The organism is Aquimarina sp. Aq107, assembly GCF_943733665.1.
In the GTDB taxonomy this organism is placed as follows: domain Bacteria; phylum Bacteroidota; class Bacteroidia; order Flavobacteriales; family Flavobacteriaceae; genus Aquimarina.
Genome location: NZ_OX030782.1, coordinates 3,492,720 through 3,506,013, shown reverse-complemented (window position 1 = coordinate 3,506,013; position 13,294 = coordinate 3,492,720). Strand labels below are relative to the sequence as shown.

18 protein-coding genes are annotated in these 13,294 nt (G+C 32.3%); 5 read left to right on the top strand and 13 right to left on the bottom strand.

The window, feature by feature from the left end; genetic code table 11:
- Positions 1-22: 22 nt before the first annotated feature.
- The 3 genes from NMK29_RS15035 (at position 23) to NMK29_RS15025 (ending at position 2,753) form a co-directional block, all read left to right on the top strand.
- Positions 23-454: a hypothetical protein gene (locus NMK29_RS15035; RefSeq protein WP_159092134.1), complete on the top strand. Its 432-nt coding sequence runs from the start codon at positions 23-25 to the stop codon at positions 452-454.
- Between the two features lie 154 nt (positions 455-608).
- On the top strand, positions 609-1,004 hold the full coding sequence (locus NMK29_RS15030; protein WP_108802414.1) for a hypothetical protein: 396 nt from the start codon (positions 609-611) through the stop codon (positions 1,002-1,004).
- Positions 1,005-1,127: 123 nt separating this feature from the next.
- Complete coding sequence (locus NMK29_RS15025) at positions 1,128-2,753, top strand: amidohydrolase (protein WP_108802415.1); 1,626 nt, start codon at positions 1,128-1,130, stop codon at positions 2,751-2,753.
- A gap of 17 nt (positions 2,754-2,770) precedes the next feature.
- On the opposite strand, the gene NMK29_RS15020 is transcribed toward NMK29_RS15025, so the two are convergent.
- Positions 2,771-3,541: a hypothetical protein gene (locus NMK29_RS15020; RefSeq protein WP_108802416.1), complete on the bottom strand. Its 771-nt coding sequence runs from the start codon at positions 3,539-3,541 to the stop codon at positions 2,771-2,773.
- A 45-nt stretch (positions 3,542-3,586) separates the two neighbouring features.
- Between NMK29_RS15020 and NMK29_RS15015 the strand changes: the two genes are divergently transcribed.
- Positions 3,587-4,117, top strand: coding sequence for a DUF2059 domain-containing protein (locus tag NMK29_RS15015; RefSeq protein ID WP_108802417.1), 531 nt, complete (start codon positions 3,587-3,589; stop codon positions 4,115-4,117).
- Here NMK29_RS15015 and NMK29_RS15010 read toward each other — a convergent pair.
- The gene (locus NMK29_RS15010) at positions 4,095-4,820 is read right to left on the bottom strand and encodes a bifunctional 2-polyprenyl-6-hydroxyphenol methylase/3-demethylubiquinol 3-O-methyltransferase UbiG (RefSeq protein ID WP_108802418.1); all 726 of its coding nucleotides are present in this window, start codon (positions 4,818-4,820) and stop codon (positions 4,095-4,097) included. The two genes, NMK29_RS15015 and NMK29_RS15010, sit on opposite strands and share 23 nt — an antisense overlap.
- Before the next feature lie 49 nt (positions 4,821-4,869).
- On the opposite strand from NMK29_RS15010, the gene NMK29_RS15005 reads away from it, so the two are divergent.
- A complete protein-coding gene (locus NMK29_RS15005; protein WP_108802419.1) occupies positions 4,870-5,388 on the top strand; it encodes a YkgJ family cysteine cluster protein in 519 nt (172 codons plus the stop codon).
- Between the two features lie 20 nt (positions 5,389-5,408).
- Here NMK29_RS15005 and NMK29_RS15000 read toward each other — a convergent pair whose 3' ends face one another.
- The 11 genes from NMK29_RS15000 to NMK29_RS14950 all read right to left on the bottom strand — a co-directional run bounded on the left by NMK29_RS15000 (position 5,409) and on the right by NMK29_RS14950 (position 13,218).
- Positions 5,409-5,882 carry a hypothetical protein gene (locus tag NMK29_RS15000; protein ID WP_159092135.1) on the bottom strand — a complete coding sequence of 158 codons (474 nt, stop codon included), beginning with the start codon at positions 5,880-5,882 and terminating at the stop codon, positions 5,409-5,411.
- Positions 5,883-5,893: 11 nt separating this feature from the next.
- Positions 5,894-6,541, bottom strand: coding sequence for a hypothetical protein (locus tag NMK29_RS14995; RefSeq protein ID WP_108802421.1), 648 nt, complete (start codon positions 6,539-6,541; stop codon positions 5,894-5,896).
- Positions 6,542-6,594: 53 nt separating this feature from the next.
- Positions 6,595-7,461: a hypothetical protein gene (locus tag NMK29_RS14990; RefSeq protein ID WP_159092136.1), complete on the bottom strand. Its 867-nt coding sequence runs from the start codon at positions 7,459-7,461 to the stop codon at positions 6,595-6,597.
- A 72-nt stretch (positions 7,462-7,533) separates the two neighbouring features.
- Positions 7,534-8,175: a hypothetical protein gene (locus NMK29_RS14985; RefSeq protein WP_108802423.1), complete on the bottom strand. Its 642-nt coding sequence runs from the start codon at positions 8,173-8,175 to the stop codon at positions 7,534-7,536.
- A gap of 176 nt (positions 8,176-8,351) precedes the next feature.
- Positions 8,352-9,452 carry a DUF6620 family protein gene (locus NMK29_RS14980; protein ID WP_108802424.1) on the bottom strand — a complete coding sequence of 367 codons (1,101 nt, stop codon included), beginning with the start codon at positions 9,450-9,452 and terminating at the stop codon, positions 8,352-8,354.
- A 27-nt stretch (positions 9,453-9,479) separates the two neighbouring features.
- Entirely contained in the window at positions 9,480-10,517 is a 1,038-nt protein-coding gene (locus tag NMK29_RS14975) for an SPFH domain-containing protein (protein WP_108802425.1), read from the bottom strand.
- Positions 10,518-10,533: 16 nt separating this feature from the next.
- Complete coding sequence (locus NMK29_RS14970; protein WP_108802426.1) at positions 10,534-11,301, bottom strand: hypothetical protein; 768 nt, start codon at positions 11,299-11,301, stop codon at positions 10,534-10,536.
- A gap of 19 nt (positions 11,302-11,320) precedes the next feature.
- Positions 11,321-11,521 (bottom strand): hypothetical protein, encoded by a 201-nt coding sequence (locus NMK29_RS14965; RefSeq protein ID WP_027393775.1) that lies wholly within the window; start codon positions 11,519-11,521, stop codon positions 11,321-11,323.
- Positions 11,522-11,616: 95 nt separating this feature from the next.
- Positions 11,617-12,306 carry a Lipl32 family lipoprotein gene (locus NMK29_RS14960; protein ID WP_108802427.1) on the bottom strand — a complete coding sequence of 230 codons (690 nt, stop codon included), beginning with the start codon at positions 12,304-12,306 and terminating at the stop codon, positions 11,617-11,619.
- Between the two features lie 30 nt (positions 12,307-12,336).
- Positions 12,337-12,681: a zinc-ribbon domain-containing protein gene (locus NMK29_RS14955; protein ID WP_035085696.1), complete on the bottom strand. Its 345-nt coding sequence runs from the start codon at positions 12,679-12,681 to the stop codon at positions 12,337-12,339.
- A gap of 114 nt (positions 12,682-12,795) precedes the next feature.
- Positions 12,796-13,218: a hypothetical protein gene (locus NMK29_RS14950; protein WP_027393777.1), complete on the bottom strand. Its 423-nt coding sequence runs from the start codon at positions 13,216-13,218 to the stop codon at positions 12,796-12,798.
- Between the last annotated feature and the right edge of the window lie 76 nt (positions 13,219-13,294).

The window sequence follows — 13,294 nt, the reverse complement described above, 5'->3', positions numbered from 1 at the left end:
TCCTAAAGAGCATTATTTGCATATGACAAAATTTAGATTAATAGTTGTGTTTAGCTTCTTTATAATAGCTGGTTGTGGTATCAATAATACATCTTTTTCCAAAAATAAAAATTGGCTTGAGGGCACATGGACTGGAACTGCATTCCAAATTGACCTTAGTGAGGACAATCAATGGACAGTTGAAGTGAAAATTGACACAAAAAGAGAAACATATAGTATCTCATATCCTAGCTTGAATTGTACCGGAAAGTGGGAATTGATAAAGTACTCAGAAGACCAAGCGACATTTAACGAAGTAATTGAGAATAACATTGACGTTTGTATAGAAAAAGGGGTTGTTATTCTTTCTAAAATCGATCAAAATCGGGTTCTATATAGTTATTTTTATAATGATGTAGTTAATAGCGATGGTACCAAAGCTAGTGCTTTTTCTACATTAGAAAAAAGTAAATAATATAGAACATAAATAATAGTTTTTAATAAGAATTGATTACTCATAATTAATTTTATTGTCAATTAAAATGAATAAAATAACGTATCTACTTTTACTAATAACTTTCATATTTAATAGTTGTTTTGATTCATCAAATTCAAAATCTAATACTACTATGTTAGATAGCGATGATTATGAATCTAAGATTGAACGCGTAGAAATTCTAAAAAATGAAATTAAATATTTTAGTGATTTTGAAGACGCAGAATTCGAACTATTTAATGTAAATGGATTTTTAGACAGTAGAATTGCACTGCCAGGAGCATCCTCGTGGGATTATAAGTTTGTAATTAAGATAAATCCATCTGATGTTAATAAATGGACAGATGGAATGGAGAAGATTCTATCTAATAAAGATGATAAAGTTTGGATGAATGATATAATTGAGAAAAGAAAAATAGAATGGAAAACAACGAGTAGTCCCGAACTATATAATAGACAAGGAACTAATGTTCTGATGATAGTGTATAGATCAGAAGGGATTATCTATAAAAGAGTGGTTAATTTATAAACAGTACTACTAACTAAACAATGACTTCCATAGCTCTACAAAAGTTAAGAATTTGAAAAAAAAGGAATATCATCTTTTTTATCTTTATTTTTATCCGATAACACATTTCAAACTCAACATATCATGAAAAAAGTACTTTTAGGTACGCTTAGTGCACTTGTTTTTATTTCTTGTCAACAACCTAAAGAAACAGCAGATTTACTCGTTTTTAATGCCAATGTATATACGGTGGATGAATCAAAACCTAAAGCAGAAGCCTTTGTAATTAAAGACGATAAATTTATAGCAGTAGGGAGTCTAGAAGAAGTAAGTAAAACATATTCCTTTACAGATTCTATAGATGCAAAAGGCAAGACAGTGGTTCCCGGTTTAATAGATGCTCACTGTCATTTTTACGGGTTAGGACTGCAACAGCAAAAAGTAAACTTAGTAGGTACTACTAGCTATGATGATGTTTTAGCTCGTATTATAGATTTTCAGGATAAGAAGAAAGTGTCTTTTATTACCGGGCGCGGTTGGGATCAAAATGATTGGGAAGTTAAAGAATTTCCAACCAAAGAAAAACTAGATAGTTTATTTCCAGAAATCCCTGTGGCAGTGACTAGGGTAGATGGTCATGCAATGCTCGCTAATCAAGCTGCATTAGATTTAGCAAAAATCACTATTGATACAAAAATTGCTGGTGGCGAAATTATCCAGAAAGAAGGGAAATTAACAGGGGTATTGATTGATAATCCAATGGAATTGGTAGAAGCAATTTTTCCACAACCTACAGTGGCAGAACAAGTAGCAGCGTTAAAAGATGCCGAAAAAATTAATTTTAGTTATGGATTAACAACTGTAGATGATGCTGGTTTAAGTCCAGATGTTATTAAGGTTATTGACAGTTTACAAAAAGCTGAAGAATTAAAAATAAGGATGTATGCTATGGTTAGTAATGTACCTGCATATGTAGATTATTATTTAAAGCAAGGAGTGCACAAAACAGATAAGCTTAATGTGTCTTCTTTTAAAGTATATGCAGATGGAGCATTGGGATCTCGAGGAGCAGTATTGAAGAAACCATACTCAGATAAACATGATCATTATGGTGCAATGGTTATTGGGACAAAAGAATTTAAGGAATTAGCAATAAAATTGGCGGCTTCTCCTTTCCAGATGAATACACATGCCATTGGAGATTCTGCCAATGCTGTAGTGATGAATACCTATTATGATGTATTAAAAGATAAGTCCGATAGAAGATGGCGTGTGGAACATGCACAGGTAGTAGCTCCAGAAGAATTTAAAATTTTAAACGATAATTTAGTAATGAGTGTGCAGCCAACACACGCTACGAGCGATATGTATTGGGCAGATGAACGATTAGGTGAGGAACGTATTAAAGGAGCATATGCGTATAAACAATTACTTAATAAAACAGGTAAATTAGCATTAGGGACTGATTATCCTGTAGAGAATGTAAGTCCATTTTATACATTTTATGCAGCTGTAGCTCGTAAAGATCTAAAACAATATCCTGCAGATGGTTTTCAAAAAGAAGACGCTTTGACTAGAGAAGAAACCCTAAAAGGAATGACTATCTGGGCTGCATATAGTAATTTTGAAGAATCTGAAAAAGGAAGCATTACAACTGGTAAATTTGCCGATTTTGTGATCCTAGAAGAGAATATTATGGAAATCAATGAGGATAAAATCCCTAATATTAAGGTAAATGCGACCTATGTAGGAGGTGAAAAAGTATATTAATAAAATTAGTGTAGCTTTTAACGACCTCCATTTGCTTGGAGGTCTGCTATGCATTGTGCATCAAGTTCAGGTACTCCATTACCCATCATATCCATCATACCACTTTCAAATTCTATAGCAGCTTCCATAAGGCAGTTTTGTACATTACAATGCCCTCTAGATACGGTGTTTTCGTGTTGAGATTGTAACGGTGTTCCAATATTAACAAGCCCTAGTAAATGTGCAAATTCATGATTTAGTGTAGCGGCTTCTATAGTAGATAACATAGGAGCGTTAGGATTACTGCTTAGATTACGAAGTGTGCTTTCATAAATAACAATAGAAGTATTTAAATAAGCGGTACCCAAGGTAACTCTAGAACCATCATCATTATCATTAGTACCATCTGCAAAATAGATATAAACCGTAATTTCATCACCTTCATTAAATTCGGTTCTTGTATTAGTTTCAATTTCTTTTATTTTATCAATATTAAATGGAGATAATCCAGAAGAAGAAACAGTACGTTGGTTTATTGTAATCCCATCTGGCTTAAAAAGACGCTCTTCTAAAAAAGTTCTAAAAGTATTTACAGCAGTAGTTGTTGGAGCAAATCCCTCTACAGAAACAATCTCTACTGTTAATCCTCTAAAATTAGTATCACTTAATAAATCATTTGCAGATGTTCCTAAAGGTTGTGTATTAGGTGATTCGCCATCTGTAATAAGTGTGTTGTCATCATCATCAGAACATCCAACAAGTATGAAAGAAGCGAATAAAAGAATACTTAAGAATTTTGTAATTTGCATAAAATTTGATTTTCCAGGGGTGTTGGTTAGTAAATAAACGAATTTATGAGAAACTTAGTTTTTGTTTTAACGTTATTTTTAACAGTTACTGCAAATTTTGCACAAAGATCGTACCATGAAGATGCAATGCGATACTTTTCTTTAAACGGAACAGAACAACAATATGATCAAGCGATTGATCAAATGTTTACATTGTTAAAACAACAATATAGTTCCCAGAATGTTCCTGATAGTATTTGGGAAGAATTAAAGGGTGATAAAAAGGAGCCATTAAGAAATATCAAATCATTATTAGTGTCTGCATATCGTAGTAATTTTTCTCATGAAGATATAAAAGAGCTTATCGTTTTTTATGAATCAGAAACAGGACAGCAGATGGTTAAGGATAGAGCACAGCTTAGCGATAGTCAAAAAGTAGCGTTATCGGATTTTTTTAGTTCCGAAGTTGGTCAAAAAGTTCAGAATCAAGGTGATTCTTTAAGAACAATGGTTGCTGAGGTTAGTGAGCTATGGAGTAGAGATTTATATACCGAAACTATTAAGCAGTTAAAGACTAAAGGGTATCAGATGCCATAGTTAATTTAGCCAAAAAATCATTATTTTCTCCTTCTAGTAAAAGTTCGCAAATAAATCCATTGGAGTTAGCAGCATTTTGTAAAGTATTGTAATCGATATATAACCAATCGAACCAATCAGATTCTAGATTTTTATATTTTAGTTTGTACTGCATTTCTCCGTAATATGCTGCAGAAGCATCTACCCAAAAACTCCCGTCATCTTCTGCAAATAAGTAAGAGATGTCAGAAGAATCAATAAGTATTTGACCATTTGGTTTTAATAATTTTTTAATGTGTAGAAAAAAACGATCAATACTTCCTAATTTTCCTATGATTCCACTTCCATTCATTAAAAACAAAAGGGTATCATATTGTACCTTTATTAAATCAAAAATATCCTGAACATTAGCATTTATGATTCCTCTTTTTTTACAAATCTCTATGGCTCCTTCAGAAATGTCAATTGCGTGTACTTTTAATTTTTTCTCTTCTATTAAAAATAAGCTATGACTTCCAGCACCACAGCCTACATCTAACACCTCTCCAAAAGCAAGTTCCAATGCTTTTTGTTCGATTTTAGGCATTTCAGAATAATTTCTAAATAAATAAGAAACGGGTATGATGTCATCATCAAAATCTGGAGCTTGGACTACAATATCTTCTTGATGTTTTTTGTTGTAAAAATCTTTAATAGCTTCTCCAAAAATATCTTTGTTTATCATTATAGTTCTCAATTCGAAATTCGTGATTCATAATTCGTAATTTTGCGCTATGCAAGAATTCATAGATCAATTACCGAAACTGGCCAAAGATACACAGAACGAGAATAAAAAGTATTTTGCGAAGCTAAAAAAGAAACCGCCAAAGAATTTGGATAGGTTTATGCAAGATTTGCATACTAAAGAGTTTCAGAAAACCGATTGTCTAGAGTGTGCAAATTGTTGTAAAACTACTGGGCCATTATTTACAGATATAGATGTAGACCGAATTGCCAAGCATTTAAAAATGAAATCTATTCAGTTTGAAGATCAATATCTGAAAAAAGATGAAGATGGTGATTTTGTTCTTAAAGAAGTGCCTTGTGCTTTTTTAGCTTCTGATAATTATTGCTTGATTTATGATGTAAGGCCTAAAGCTTGTAAAGAGTTCCCACATACAGATCGAAAAAAGTTTCATCAAATTTCTGATTTAACGATGCAAAATATTGCTGTTTGCCCAGCAGCGTATAATATTGTAGAAAAGATGAAAGAAGTAATGCCTTTAGAGCATAAAACTAACAGACGTTCATAGTTCTTATTCTTCTTCAAGGGTTATGGATGTTTCTTACTAACTAAAATTTTAATAAATTCATCATATTCAAAGGCTTTAAGTTGGATTTCATATGATTTCCAGAATATAAACCGATCGTGATTTCTGGTAGTTACTTTATATTCAAAACCATCTTCTCCTTTAACAGTTTTAGAATACTTAAATGAATTTAGTTCTTCCTCTGGTTTTGTATAATCATTACTGTATACGGATAGAATTTGTTCTGTTTCTTCATTATGAATGGATAAAAGAAGATATGCAGATGCTTTTGTGAGCGTACCATCTACCGAATTTTTATGGGAGAAAAACCCTAAAGCTATTGATAGGTCATCTTCTAAAATTATTTTCTCTCCGCGTTTTATTACGATAATAGATCCGTATTTGATTTTTGTTAATTTGGTATCCATTGGTTGATTCTGTGTGTACGAAAAACCGCTAAGGAATAGTATATGAATGGCGAAAATTTTTTGAAACATGATTCATGATTTTAATCAGAGATTTCAGAAAAATATTCTACACTCAACAGGTATTCTGCTAAGATTCTTAATACTACTTGCTGTATTTCTAGGTTTTGTGCTTCTTCAATTAAGACTGCTTCACAATCCCCATGTGACACAAAGTATAGTGTAGACTCTCCTAAAATATTCAGATGTCCAGGATGAGCAATTACCCAGTTTTGGCCGTAATCAATGATTCCTTCTGTATCCGCAGGCGTAAAACCAGTTTCTTTTAAAGAGTTTATGAATTTTTCATTTTCTTCTTCTGCTTCTTCAAGGTAAGAATAATCCCAACTTTGTTCTATCGCACAACCATTTTTCTGTATTCCATTAAATCCGATATATCCTCCACCAAGAGATTCCCAAATGATTCCATTATGTACTTTCGCAAAGTTTACCCAAGATGTAGGACCTTTTTCTGCAATATATGGCGGTTGGCACTCTAGTATAATTTCTTCATCTTCATATTCTGCATGCTGAAAAGTAAGTAGTAATTGGTTATTCTTGATTTCAGCTTTTATAAATTGTTGTACAACACGTTCCAGAATCTTATGATCCTCTTCCGTTTTTGTCAAAAAACTTAGATGCTCACGAATTACGTCTTTATTTTCTTGTCCGCCGGTAAGATGTTCCCACATAAATATTAGGTTTTGATGTAATTAATTATTTTAATAATTATTGATAATTAGTATTAATGATAAAATTTCCAAACTCCATTTTTACGTCCAATGATACTTTTAAAACCTACAGGAAATTCATTTTTGTCAGATGTACGAAATAAAAAACTTCCATCTTCTCTAGTTACTTCAAACAATTTCCCATTGGCTATCGGGTTCAATTTGATAGAGATTGAATTAATATCATCGTATATTTCTTTCTCTGTAAATACCATGTTTAGACCTTTTGTCCATTCTTTAATTAGTTTTTCTTTTGAAGTTTTGGGCTTAGATAGGATTTCATAATTGAGTATAGGATCAGCTGCAGCAATCATTTTAGATATATCGTTCTGTTCCATTATTTTATAAAATGACTTAGAGAAAGTTATAGCTTCTTCTTTGCTTTTTTTGCCATTTATGATATCTGTATCTATCCAAGACCATCTTTTTCTATTTGCAGATAATTCTATCTTTTTATGAATTGGAGTATCATCGTTTTCAATTTCGATTTTCAGAAGTGTTTCTCCATTGTTTTCTCCTGTAATTTCACCTTTATTATATCTGACTAGACGTATAGTTGCTGTTCCTTTTTGTGATAAGGGATATACTGATAGTGTATTAATACCAGGAATAGCATAATAATTAACAAGTGTTAGAGAGTTGCCATAACCTTTTTCATTTTCAATTAGTAGTTCAGAAACAGGAATATCATTTAACCGTACTTTGACATTACTTCCTTTTTTCCCATATATTTCAATACATAAAAATTTTTCTGGTTCTTCTTGCTGCATTATTTTGTCATTTTGTGTCATAGTTTTAAAAGAAGCTAGAGTAGCAAGACAACAGAGTAGACATAGAAAAGGTATGTTGATTTTTAAATAAGTAAGAATTTTTGCTTTCATTTCTTGAAATATTATATAATTTGATAATAAGGGAATTACCCTATAATTTATATTTCTATGATTCTTTTTTAGTTAGTTTAGAATTTCAATAAAAACTTCTTCATCTTCGATTACTCCTGGTATATCCGGTGCAGGAGCATAATGCCCACTTAATGTAGAAAGTATTTCTCCAGTTTCTTTATCTATTTCTTCTGTAGAAAAACTTCCACCTAGATAAGGGTCTCTGGAAGAGAAATCTACTCTATAATGTTTTTCTTCTTCATAAATAATTGTTGGAGAATATGGTGCTCCTTTATGGAAAATATTAGAATTGTTTCCGTTCGGATTTAGTATAAGATTAATTACTCTAAGATGTTCTGTCGTTGGATTATAAAATGTAGTATTTTGACTTCCGTTACTTTCAGAGCTTTTGGAAACATTTTTTGAAGGTAGTTCAACAATAATGTCTGAGTAATAGCTGGTGTTTTTTGGTAGGTATAGTACGTTATATCCAAATTCTACAAGTATTCTTTGATCACTTGCTTTTACGGTAATAAAATGAAAATCATCTTTTTTAATTTTGGATGTTTCTGATTCATTTATTTCCTTCAATGCAGATTCAATAATATATTCTCTTCCTAACTTAACTAGTCGCTTGACTTCCTTGTTTGGTTTAGCATTTTGAGAATATGTCATTTGAATAGATAGTAAAGTTAATAAAAGAACTGATTTCATTTTTTGAATTTGTTGTATTGATCGTTTTAAAAAAAAAAATCTAATGCTAATTAGAAGGATTAGAAATATACTGCTAATTCATAAAACAAATGACCTGATTTTTACCAAGTATAAACTATATCTAATGTCAAGAAACCCTCTTGGTAGTTACCAGGCCATTGTTTAAATCAATATTCTTAGAAATCTATATCATCTCCTGCACCTGCCGTGGCAAACTCAGCATTGTATTTTTCCATTAATTCACCCATTTTTAAGGCCATACGCGTATCAGTTGCCATTTTTGTACTCCATTGCGCTCCAACTGAACTCCAATCGGTTACACTAAGTCCGTATTCACTTAATATAGAAGCAGCATCTTTTCCTTGTGCAGCTCCCATATTTTGATGGCACATTATTTTTATATAAAGCTCAAAATCTTCGGTAACTTTTTCAAGTGCACTTCCACCATTGGAGGTGTTTACTTCAGTAGTTTCATTTGTTGCTGTCGATGCGAACTTACCGATATCAGAATTTAAAAAGGCATCTCCATATACTTTTGAGATGGCAAATGTAGTATCTTGAGACATTCTAGCAGTCCATTCTGCGGAAACTTCATCCCAAATAGGTTTTTCGGTTCCAACTACTTTTAGCATTTCTTCTAGATCCATACCTCCTGCGATTTTGGCATTTGCGGCTGCCCAAGTTTCCATATCGATCCCATTAATTGGATCAAGTAAACCTCCTTCTGTAGCAGCTTCTATATGAGCATCCATTTGCGCATCAAGTTTTGACTTTTGTTCTTTTAGAAAATCATCAGCAGCGTCAAAAGCTCTTCCTTCGGCTTTTTCTATTTTTATAAAAGCAGATGCTAAATGATCTTTTAACGAAAAGTGTTGATTGTTTTTGAACCCATATTGCTGCGCGATGGTTTCAAAATGTTCACTGTTGTTAATTTCAGTTAATATATTTCTAGCACTATCAGAATCTGTATTTAGAGCCTCTGGAAAACCTAATGTTTGTAGACAAGCGTTAAGTTTTCTTTCTTGTCCATTGGCAAATTGATTGAGATCTATCCATCCTCCGGTAGTTCCATCATTTTTTTTGTCATAACATAACCAAGGTTCTATATGCCCAATGAGATCTGGATTGATATCAGGCCAGCTAAAATCTGCAGCTTCTTGAGAAGTATAATCATAATAAATCTCTGATGAAGATTGTTTGTTTTTTATTCCTAAGGCGATCGCTTTTTGGCCTTGCTCTGTTTTATCGTGATCTGTGAATTTGTGTATGTTACTCATTTTATTAAATTTTGTGATTGGTTTTTATTAAAATTGAGACAGGATTTCCTGTTTTTTTTGCTTGTATTCTTGTTCGTCAATAAACCCAGCGTCAAACATCTTTTTTAGTTTTTCAAGTTTTTCCATTGGATCATTTGGGTTTGGTTGCGCGGGAGTAGTATTTTGTTGCTGTTGTAAAGACTGTTGATGATGATTTTGACCGTTCATCATATTCCCCATCATTTGTCCCATTCCTAGTCCAGCTCCCATTTGCATGCCTAAATTTCCACCACCTTCGTTCTTTGCCATGTTTTTAAGAGCCTCTAGCTGTTGATAATCTTGATAACTTACACCAAGTTCTTTCATTGCTTGTGCTTCGGCACTCATGTCCGAAATTCTACCGATTCTAGTTTTTGTTTCTTGATCAAAACTGGTTCCCTCAATTCTAAAATCAAGTAGTTCGAATCCTAATGCATTAAAAATTTCTTTACTGGTTGTTTTGGAAAATTCTGCAATCTCGTTGCGATGTTTATCAATATCGATATAGCTAAAAGATGCTTTGGCAAGAAAATCACTAATTGGTTGTGTAATCCTTGATAAAATTACTTTTTGTATGGATCTCACCGGATAGTAGTCATCACCTGCTATTACATTGGTGAAAAAATCAACAGCTTTAGTTATTCTAAATGAGAAATTTCCAAATGCGCCCAAACCAACAGGGAAATTATATACAGGATCTTTATAGGTTATTGGAGAAGGTGTACCCCAACGTATATTTTGCATTTCTGCTTTTCGGTAAAAATAGATACCTACTTTATGCGCAGATTCAAATTTATACATAAGATTTTTTATGGTAGTCCAAAATGGGATATTACCTGTTTTAAGATCATAAAGCCCCTCTTTTTCAAAAAAGCCTTCGACTTTACCTTCGTATACAAAAAGACATCCTTGCCCTGGTCCGACAATAAGTTTTGAAGCATTTTTAATCTCATCTCCGCTTTGTGTCCACTTTTCAAAAAGTATATCAGATTTTGGATTATTCCATTCAATAACTGAGCGTAGTTGATTGCTAAAAGAGTTTGACATGTTTTTTGTTTTTGAATTATATATAATCGATTAGAAATGACATTTTTGCCGTGAGATCTTTTTCATACCTATCTTGATAATCAGGAATGATTTCTATCCTTTTTTTTAGAAAAGTTTCGATGTATTTTCGATATTGAGTGATTAATTCGTCTTTACTAATTATATCTCGATCGCTTAGGTAGTTTTGAAACTTAAGATCTTCGTAAGTTAGGTGATGTTTAAGCGCTGCTGATTGTCCTAATGCATCAACAGCAAAATGTTCTATGTTTCTTGCTTTGGTTCCTGGTTCGAAGGTGTTTACAGTTTGACAATAATCACAAGTGCTATAATAAGATCTGAAAAAATTGCTTTTTACAGGAAGTTTCGCCTGACATTGAGTACACGAAAAATCTTCTGATAATGTTTCTTTTACAGATGACAATAGTTTTTTTGCAGCTTTTTCAAAAATTCGTACTTCATATGATTTTAGCTCTTGATTTAAATCGTGCTGTAGTTGAAATCCTTTATTTCGTTCATTGATAAATTTAGTTGAACCATATTCTAAATCTGAATCTAAAAATGTTTGTTCTACTTTATCAAACCAGGTATTATCTATTTTTGATATCAAATCAGATGCCTGCGAGTATATTCCTTGCCAAGCATTTTGAAATGTGATAGTTTCAAAATCTGTAGCTTCAAATAGTAATGGTAATGCTTCTTCTGTTTTACTAAGTACTTCGTGAAATCTATCTTTTATTCTTAAAAGAAAAGTATCCCATCTGTTTTGCGTAGAAATAAAAGACATTATCTGAATTTGTTAGGTTTTAATAGAATTGATTTCCGCAGAAATCGCAATATTTGAGATCGGTGTCACTTGGTCTTGCAGCACCACAGCTTATGCATTTTTTTGTTTCTAAGCCTGCATTCGTTTCTTCATATTTTTTTGTAGAAGAAATAGCATTCCCTAAGATGTCATCTAGAATATTTTTTTTCTTTTTTTCATCTTTATTGTTGTCTTCTTCCATATAGGTAAGCGATTAAATTCAGGATGTTATCCCTACATGGTTGTTATAAATCCATGTAGGAATAACTGCTCCTTATATCATCTGATAGCAATATGTTATTTGCTTAATCCAGCTTTTAAATCTTTAATGGTTTTAGCCATTACTACACCTGGTAGTTTTACTGGTGCAGCAACTTCTGCTAAGAAAGTACCTTTTACTTCTCCAGTTTTATATGTAGTGAAACCGATACGGTATAAACCAACAGTTAATGCTTTTAAAGGATCATTAACGTCACTTTTATATCTCAATAATGAGTTGTAAGAGCTACCACTTGGTTGCTTTGGCATTTCACCGCTATCATCATTTCTTTCTAAAATTGTCCAGTTGGCACCATCTACAGCATCTTGACTGATATTGGCTGTGCTAATGATATCAGATCTTTCTAATGTAATGTATGTGTCAAAATAATCTTCGGATTTTGCATTTTTAGTATATGCTTCGGATTTGATTGCTTTTTTTACTTTTGCTTTACCTACAGGAGACATCATTCTTACTCCAAGTTCTGGAGCAACTGCAGGAACCCATACATAAATATAATAGAACTTTTTTCCATCTTTTACTTCATCCTCATTTCCTGGAGCAGCATATCCAAGATATGATACAACATCTGTATAAGGTACTTTAATTGTTTTTGGACCTATTTTTTTCTCAATAGAGCTTCCGAATTTTTTTAACTTTTGAGCTTGTAAAGTGGTTGTAGTTCCAAGAACAATAAGGCTTAATAGAAATAAAACTTTTGTTTTCATAATGTAATAATTTGTGTAATTTAAATTTGTTTAATTAGTAAATAATGGTAACACTGTTATTAGTGTAATTAGTAATAAAAAGATGATTATACCTGTAAAATGATACCACGGAATTTTGATTCGATTTTTTTCAAAATGCTCGAAGCTATTAATTAGTTTTTCGTTGTCGAATTCTTGTTTTTCGAAAGCACCTTTGCAGTGACTACATACAGAGTACACTTTTTTCCATAGTGGGAAGAACGGAATCCAGAATACGTGAAAGTATTTTCTATATCCTTGAATCCACATTTGATTTTCTGTTTTGCAAAAAGGACAACAACCTCCATCAAGCTTTGCTGGATGAATTGTAGAAGAACTTGTTCCGAAGATTATCATGGTACGAGTATAGGTTTGATATTTATTTTATGAATTTCAGGTTGTTCAGAATTGAGGAGAGAATGATATCTCTAAACACGATGTTCTCTCCCCATTCTTCAACTAACTAACATTTTATGTAAAGAAAAGGAATGATGCTACGATCATCCATCCACCAACGATTAATCCAAATACTCCTAGTTTACCTTGTTTAGGAGCAAGTTTTGCTCTTAATTCGTTTGCTTTTTCCTTTGCTGCTTCATTTTTGGATAAGAAAAATTTATTGATAAGTCCGAAACCTAGCATAAATCCAAGTACTGCAGAGATGATATTACCAGCTAATAAAGTAACCCACCAGATAGGATAGGTAGTAAGCCATCCTAGATTTAAGATTGCAGAAATAATTCCCCAAACACCCCAGAAACAGAATACAAGACCAATCCATCCTTGGTAAGGCTCTATTTTTTCTAAAAGTTCTTTTGCGTTTGGTTTTTTTGAAAGCAATAATGATGGTACTGCTAAAATGCTTAATAAAATTAATGAGATTCCCCAGATCATGTCTTTATGGTTTTATAGGGTTAGTAATTAGTTTAATGCTGTACGTTTTGATATTTTTTTTATCAATAACTACAGT

Bases quoted from the DNA above. Each gene is read 5' to 3' on its own strand.
- NMK29_RS15035 (WP_159092134.1), top strand. From the start codon at position 23: ATGACAAAATTTAGATTAATAGTTGTGTTTAGCTTCTTTATAATAGCT.
- NMK29_RS15030 (WP_108802414.1), top strand. From the start codon at position 609: ATGTTAGATAGCGATGATTATGAATCTAAGATTGAACGCGTAGAAATT.
- NMK29_RS15025 (WP_108802415.1), top strand. From the start codon at position 1,128: ATGAAAAAAGTACTTTTAGGTACGCTTAGTGCACTTGTTTTTATTTCT.
- NMK29_RS15020 (WP_108802416.1), bottom strand. From the start codon at position 3,541: ATGCAAATTACAAAATTCTTAAGTATTCTTTTATTCGCTTCTTTCATA.
- NMK29_RS15015 (WP_108802417.1), top strand. From the start codon at position 3,587: ATGAGAAACTTAGTTTTTGTTTTAACGTTATTTTTAACAGTTACTGCA.
- NMK29_RS15010 (WP_108802418.1), bottom strand. From the start codon at position 4,820: ATGATAAACAAAGATATTTTTGGAGAAGCTATTAAAGATTTTTACAAC.
- NMK29_RS15005 (WP_108802419.1), top strand. From the start codon at position 4,870: ATGCAAGAATTCATAGATCAATTACCGAAACTGGCCAAAGATACACAG.
- NMK29_RS15000 (WP_159092135.1), bottom strand. From the start codon at position 5,882: ATGTTTCAAAAAATTTTCGCCATTCATATACTATTCCTTAGCGGTTTT.
- NMK29_RS14995 (WP_108802421.1), bottom strand. From the start codon at position 6,541: ATGTGGGAACATCTTACCGGCGGACAAGAAAATAAAGACGTAATTCGT.
- NMK29_RS14990 (WP_159092136.1), bottom strand. From the start codon at position 7,461: ATGAAAGCAAAAATTCTTACTTATTTAAAAATCAACATACCTTTTCTA.
- NMK29_RS14985 (WP_108802423.1), bottom strand. From the start codon at position 8,175: ATGAAATCAGTTCTTTTATTAACTTTACTATCTATTCAAATGACATAT.
- NMK29_RS14980 (WP_108802424.1), bottom strand. From the start codon at position 9,452: ATGAGTAACATACACAAATTCACAGATCACGATAAAACAGAGCAAGGC.
- NMK29_RS14975 (WP_108802425.1), bottom strand. From the start codon at position 10,517: ATGTCAAACTCTTTTAGCAATCAACTACGCTCAGTTATTGAATGGAAT.
- NMK29_RS14970 (WP_108802426.1), bottom strand. From the start codon at position 11,301: ATGTCTTTTATTTCTACGCAAAACAGATGGGATACTTTTCTTTTAAGA.
- NMK29_RS14965 (WP_027393775.1), bottom strand. From the start codon at position 11,521: ATGGAAGAAGACAACAATAAAGATGAAAAAAAGAAAAAAAATATTCTA.
- NMK29_RS14960 (WP_108802427.1), bottom strand. From the start codon at position 12,306: ATGAAAACAAAAGTTTTATTTCTATTAAGCCTTATTGTTCTTGGAACT.
- NMK29_RS14955 (WP_035085696.1), bottom strand. From the start codon at position 12,681: ATGATAATCTTCGGAACAAGTTCTTCTACAATTCATCCAGCAAAGCTT.
- NMK29_RS14950 (WP_027393777.1), bottom strand. From the start codon at position 13,218: ATGATCTGGGGAATCTCATTAATTTTATTAAGCATTTTAGCAGTACCA.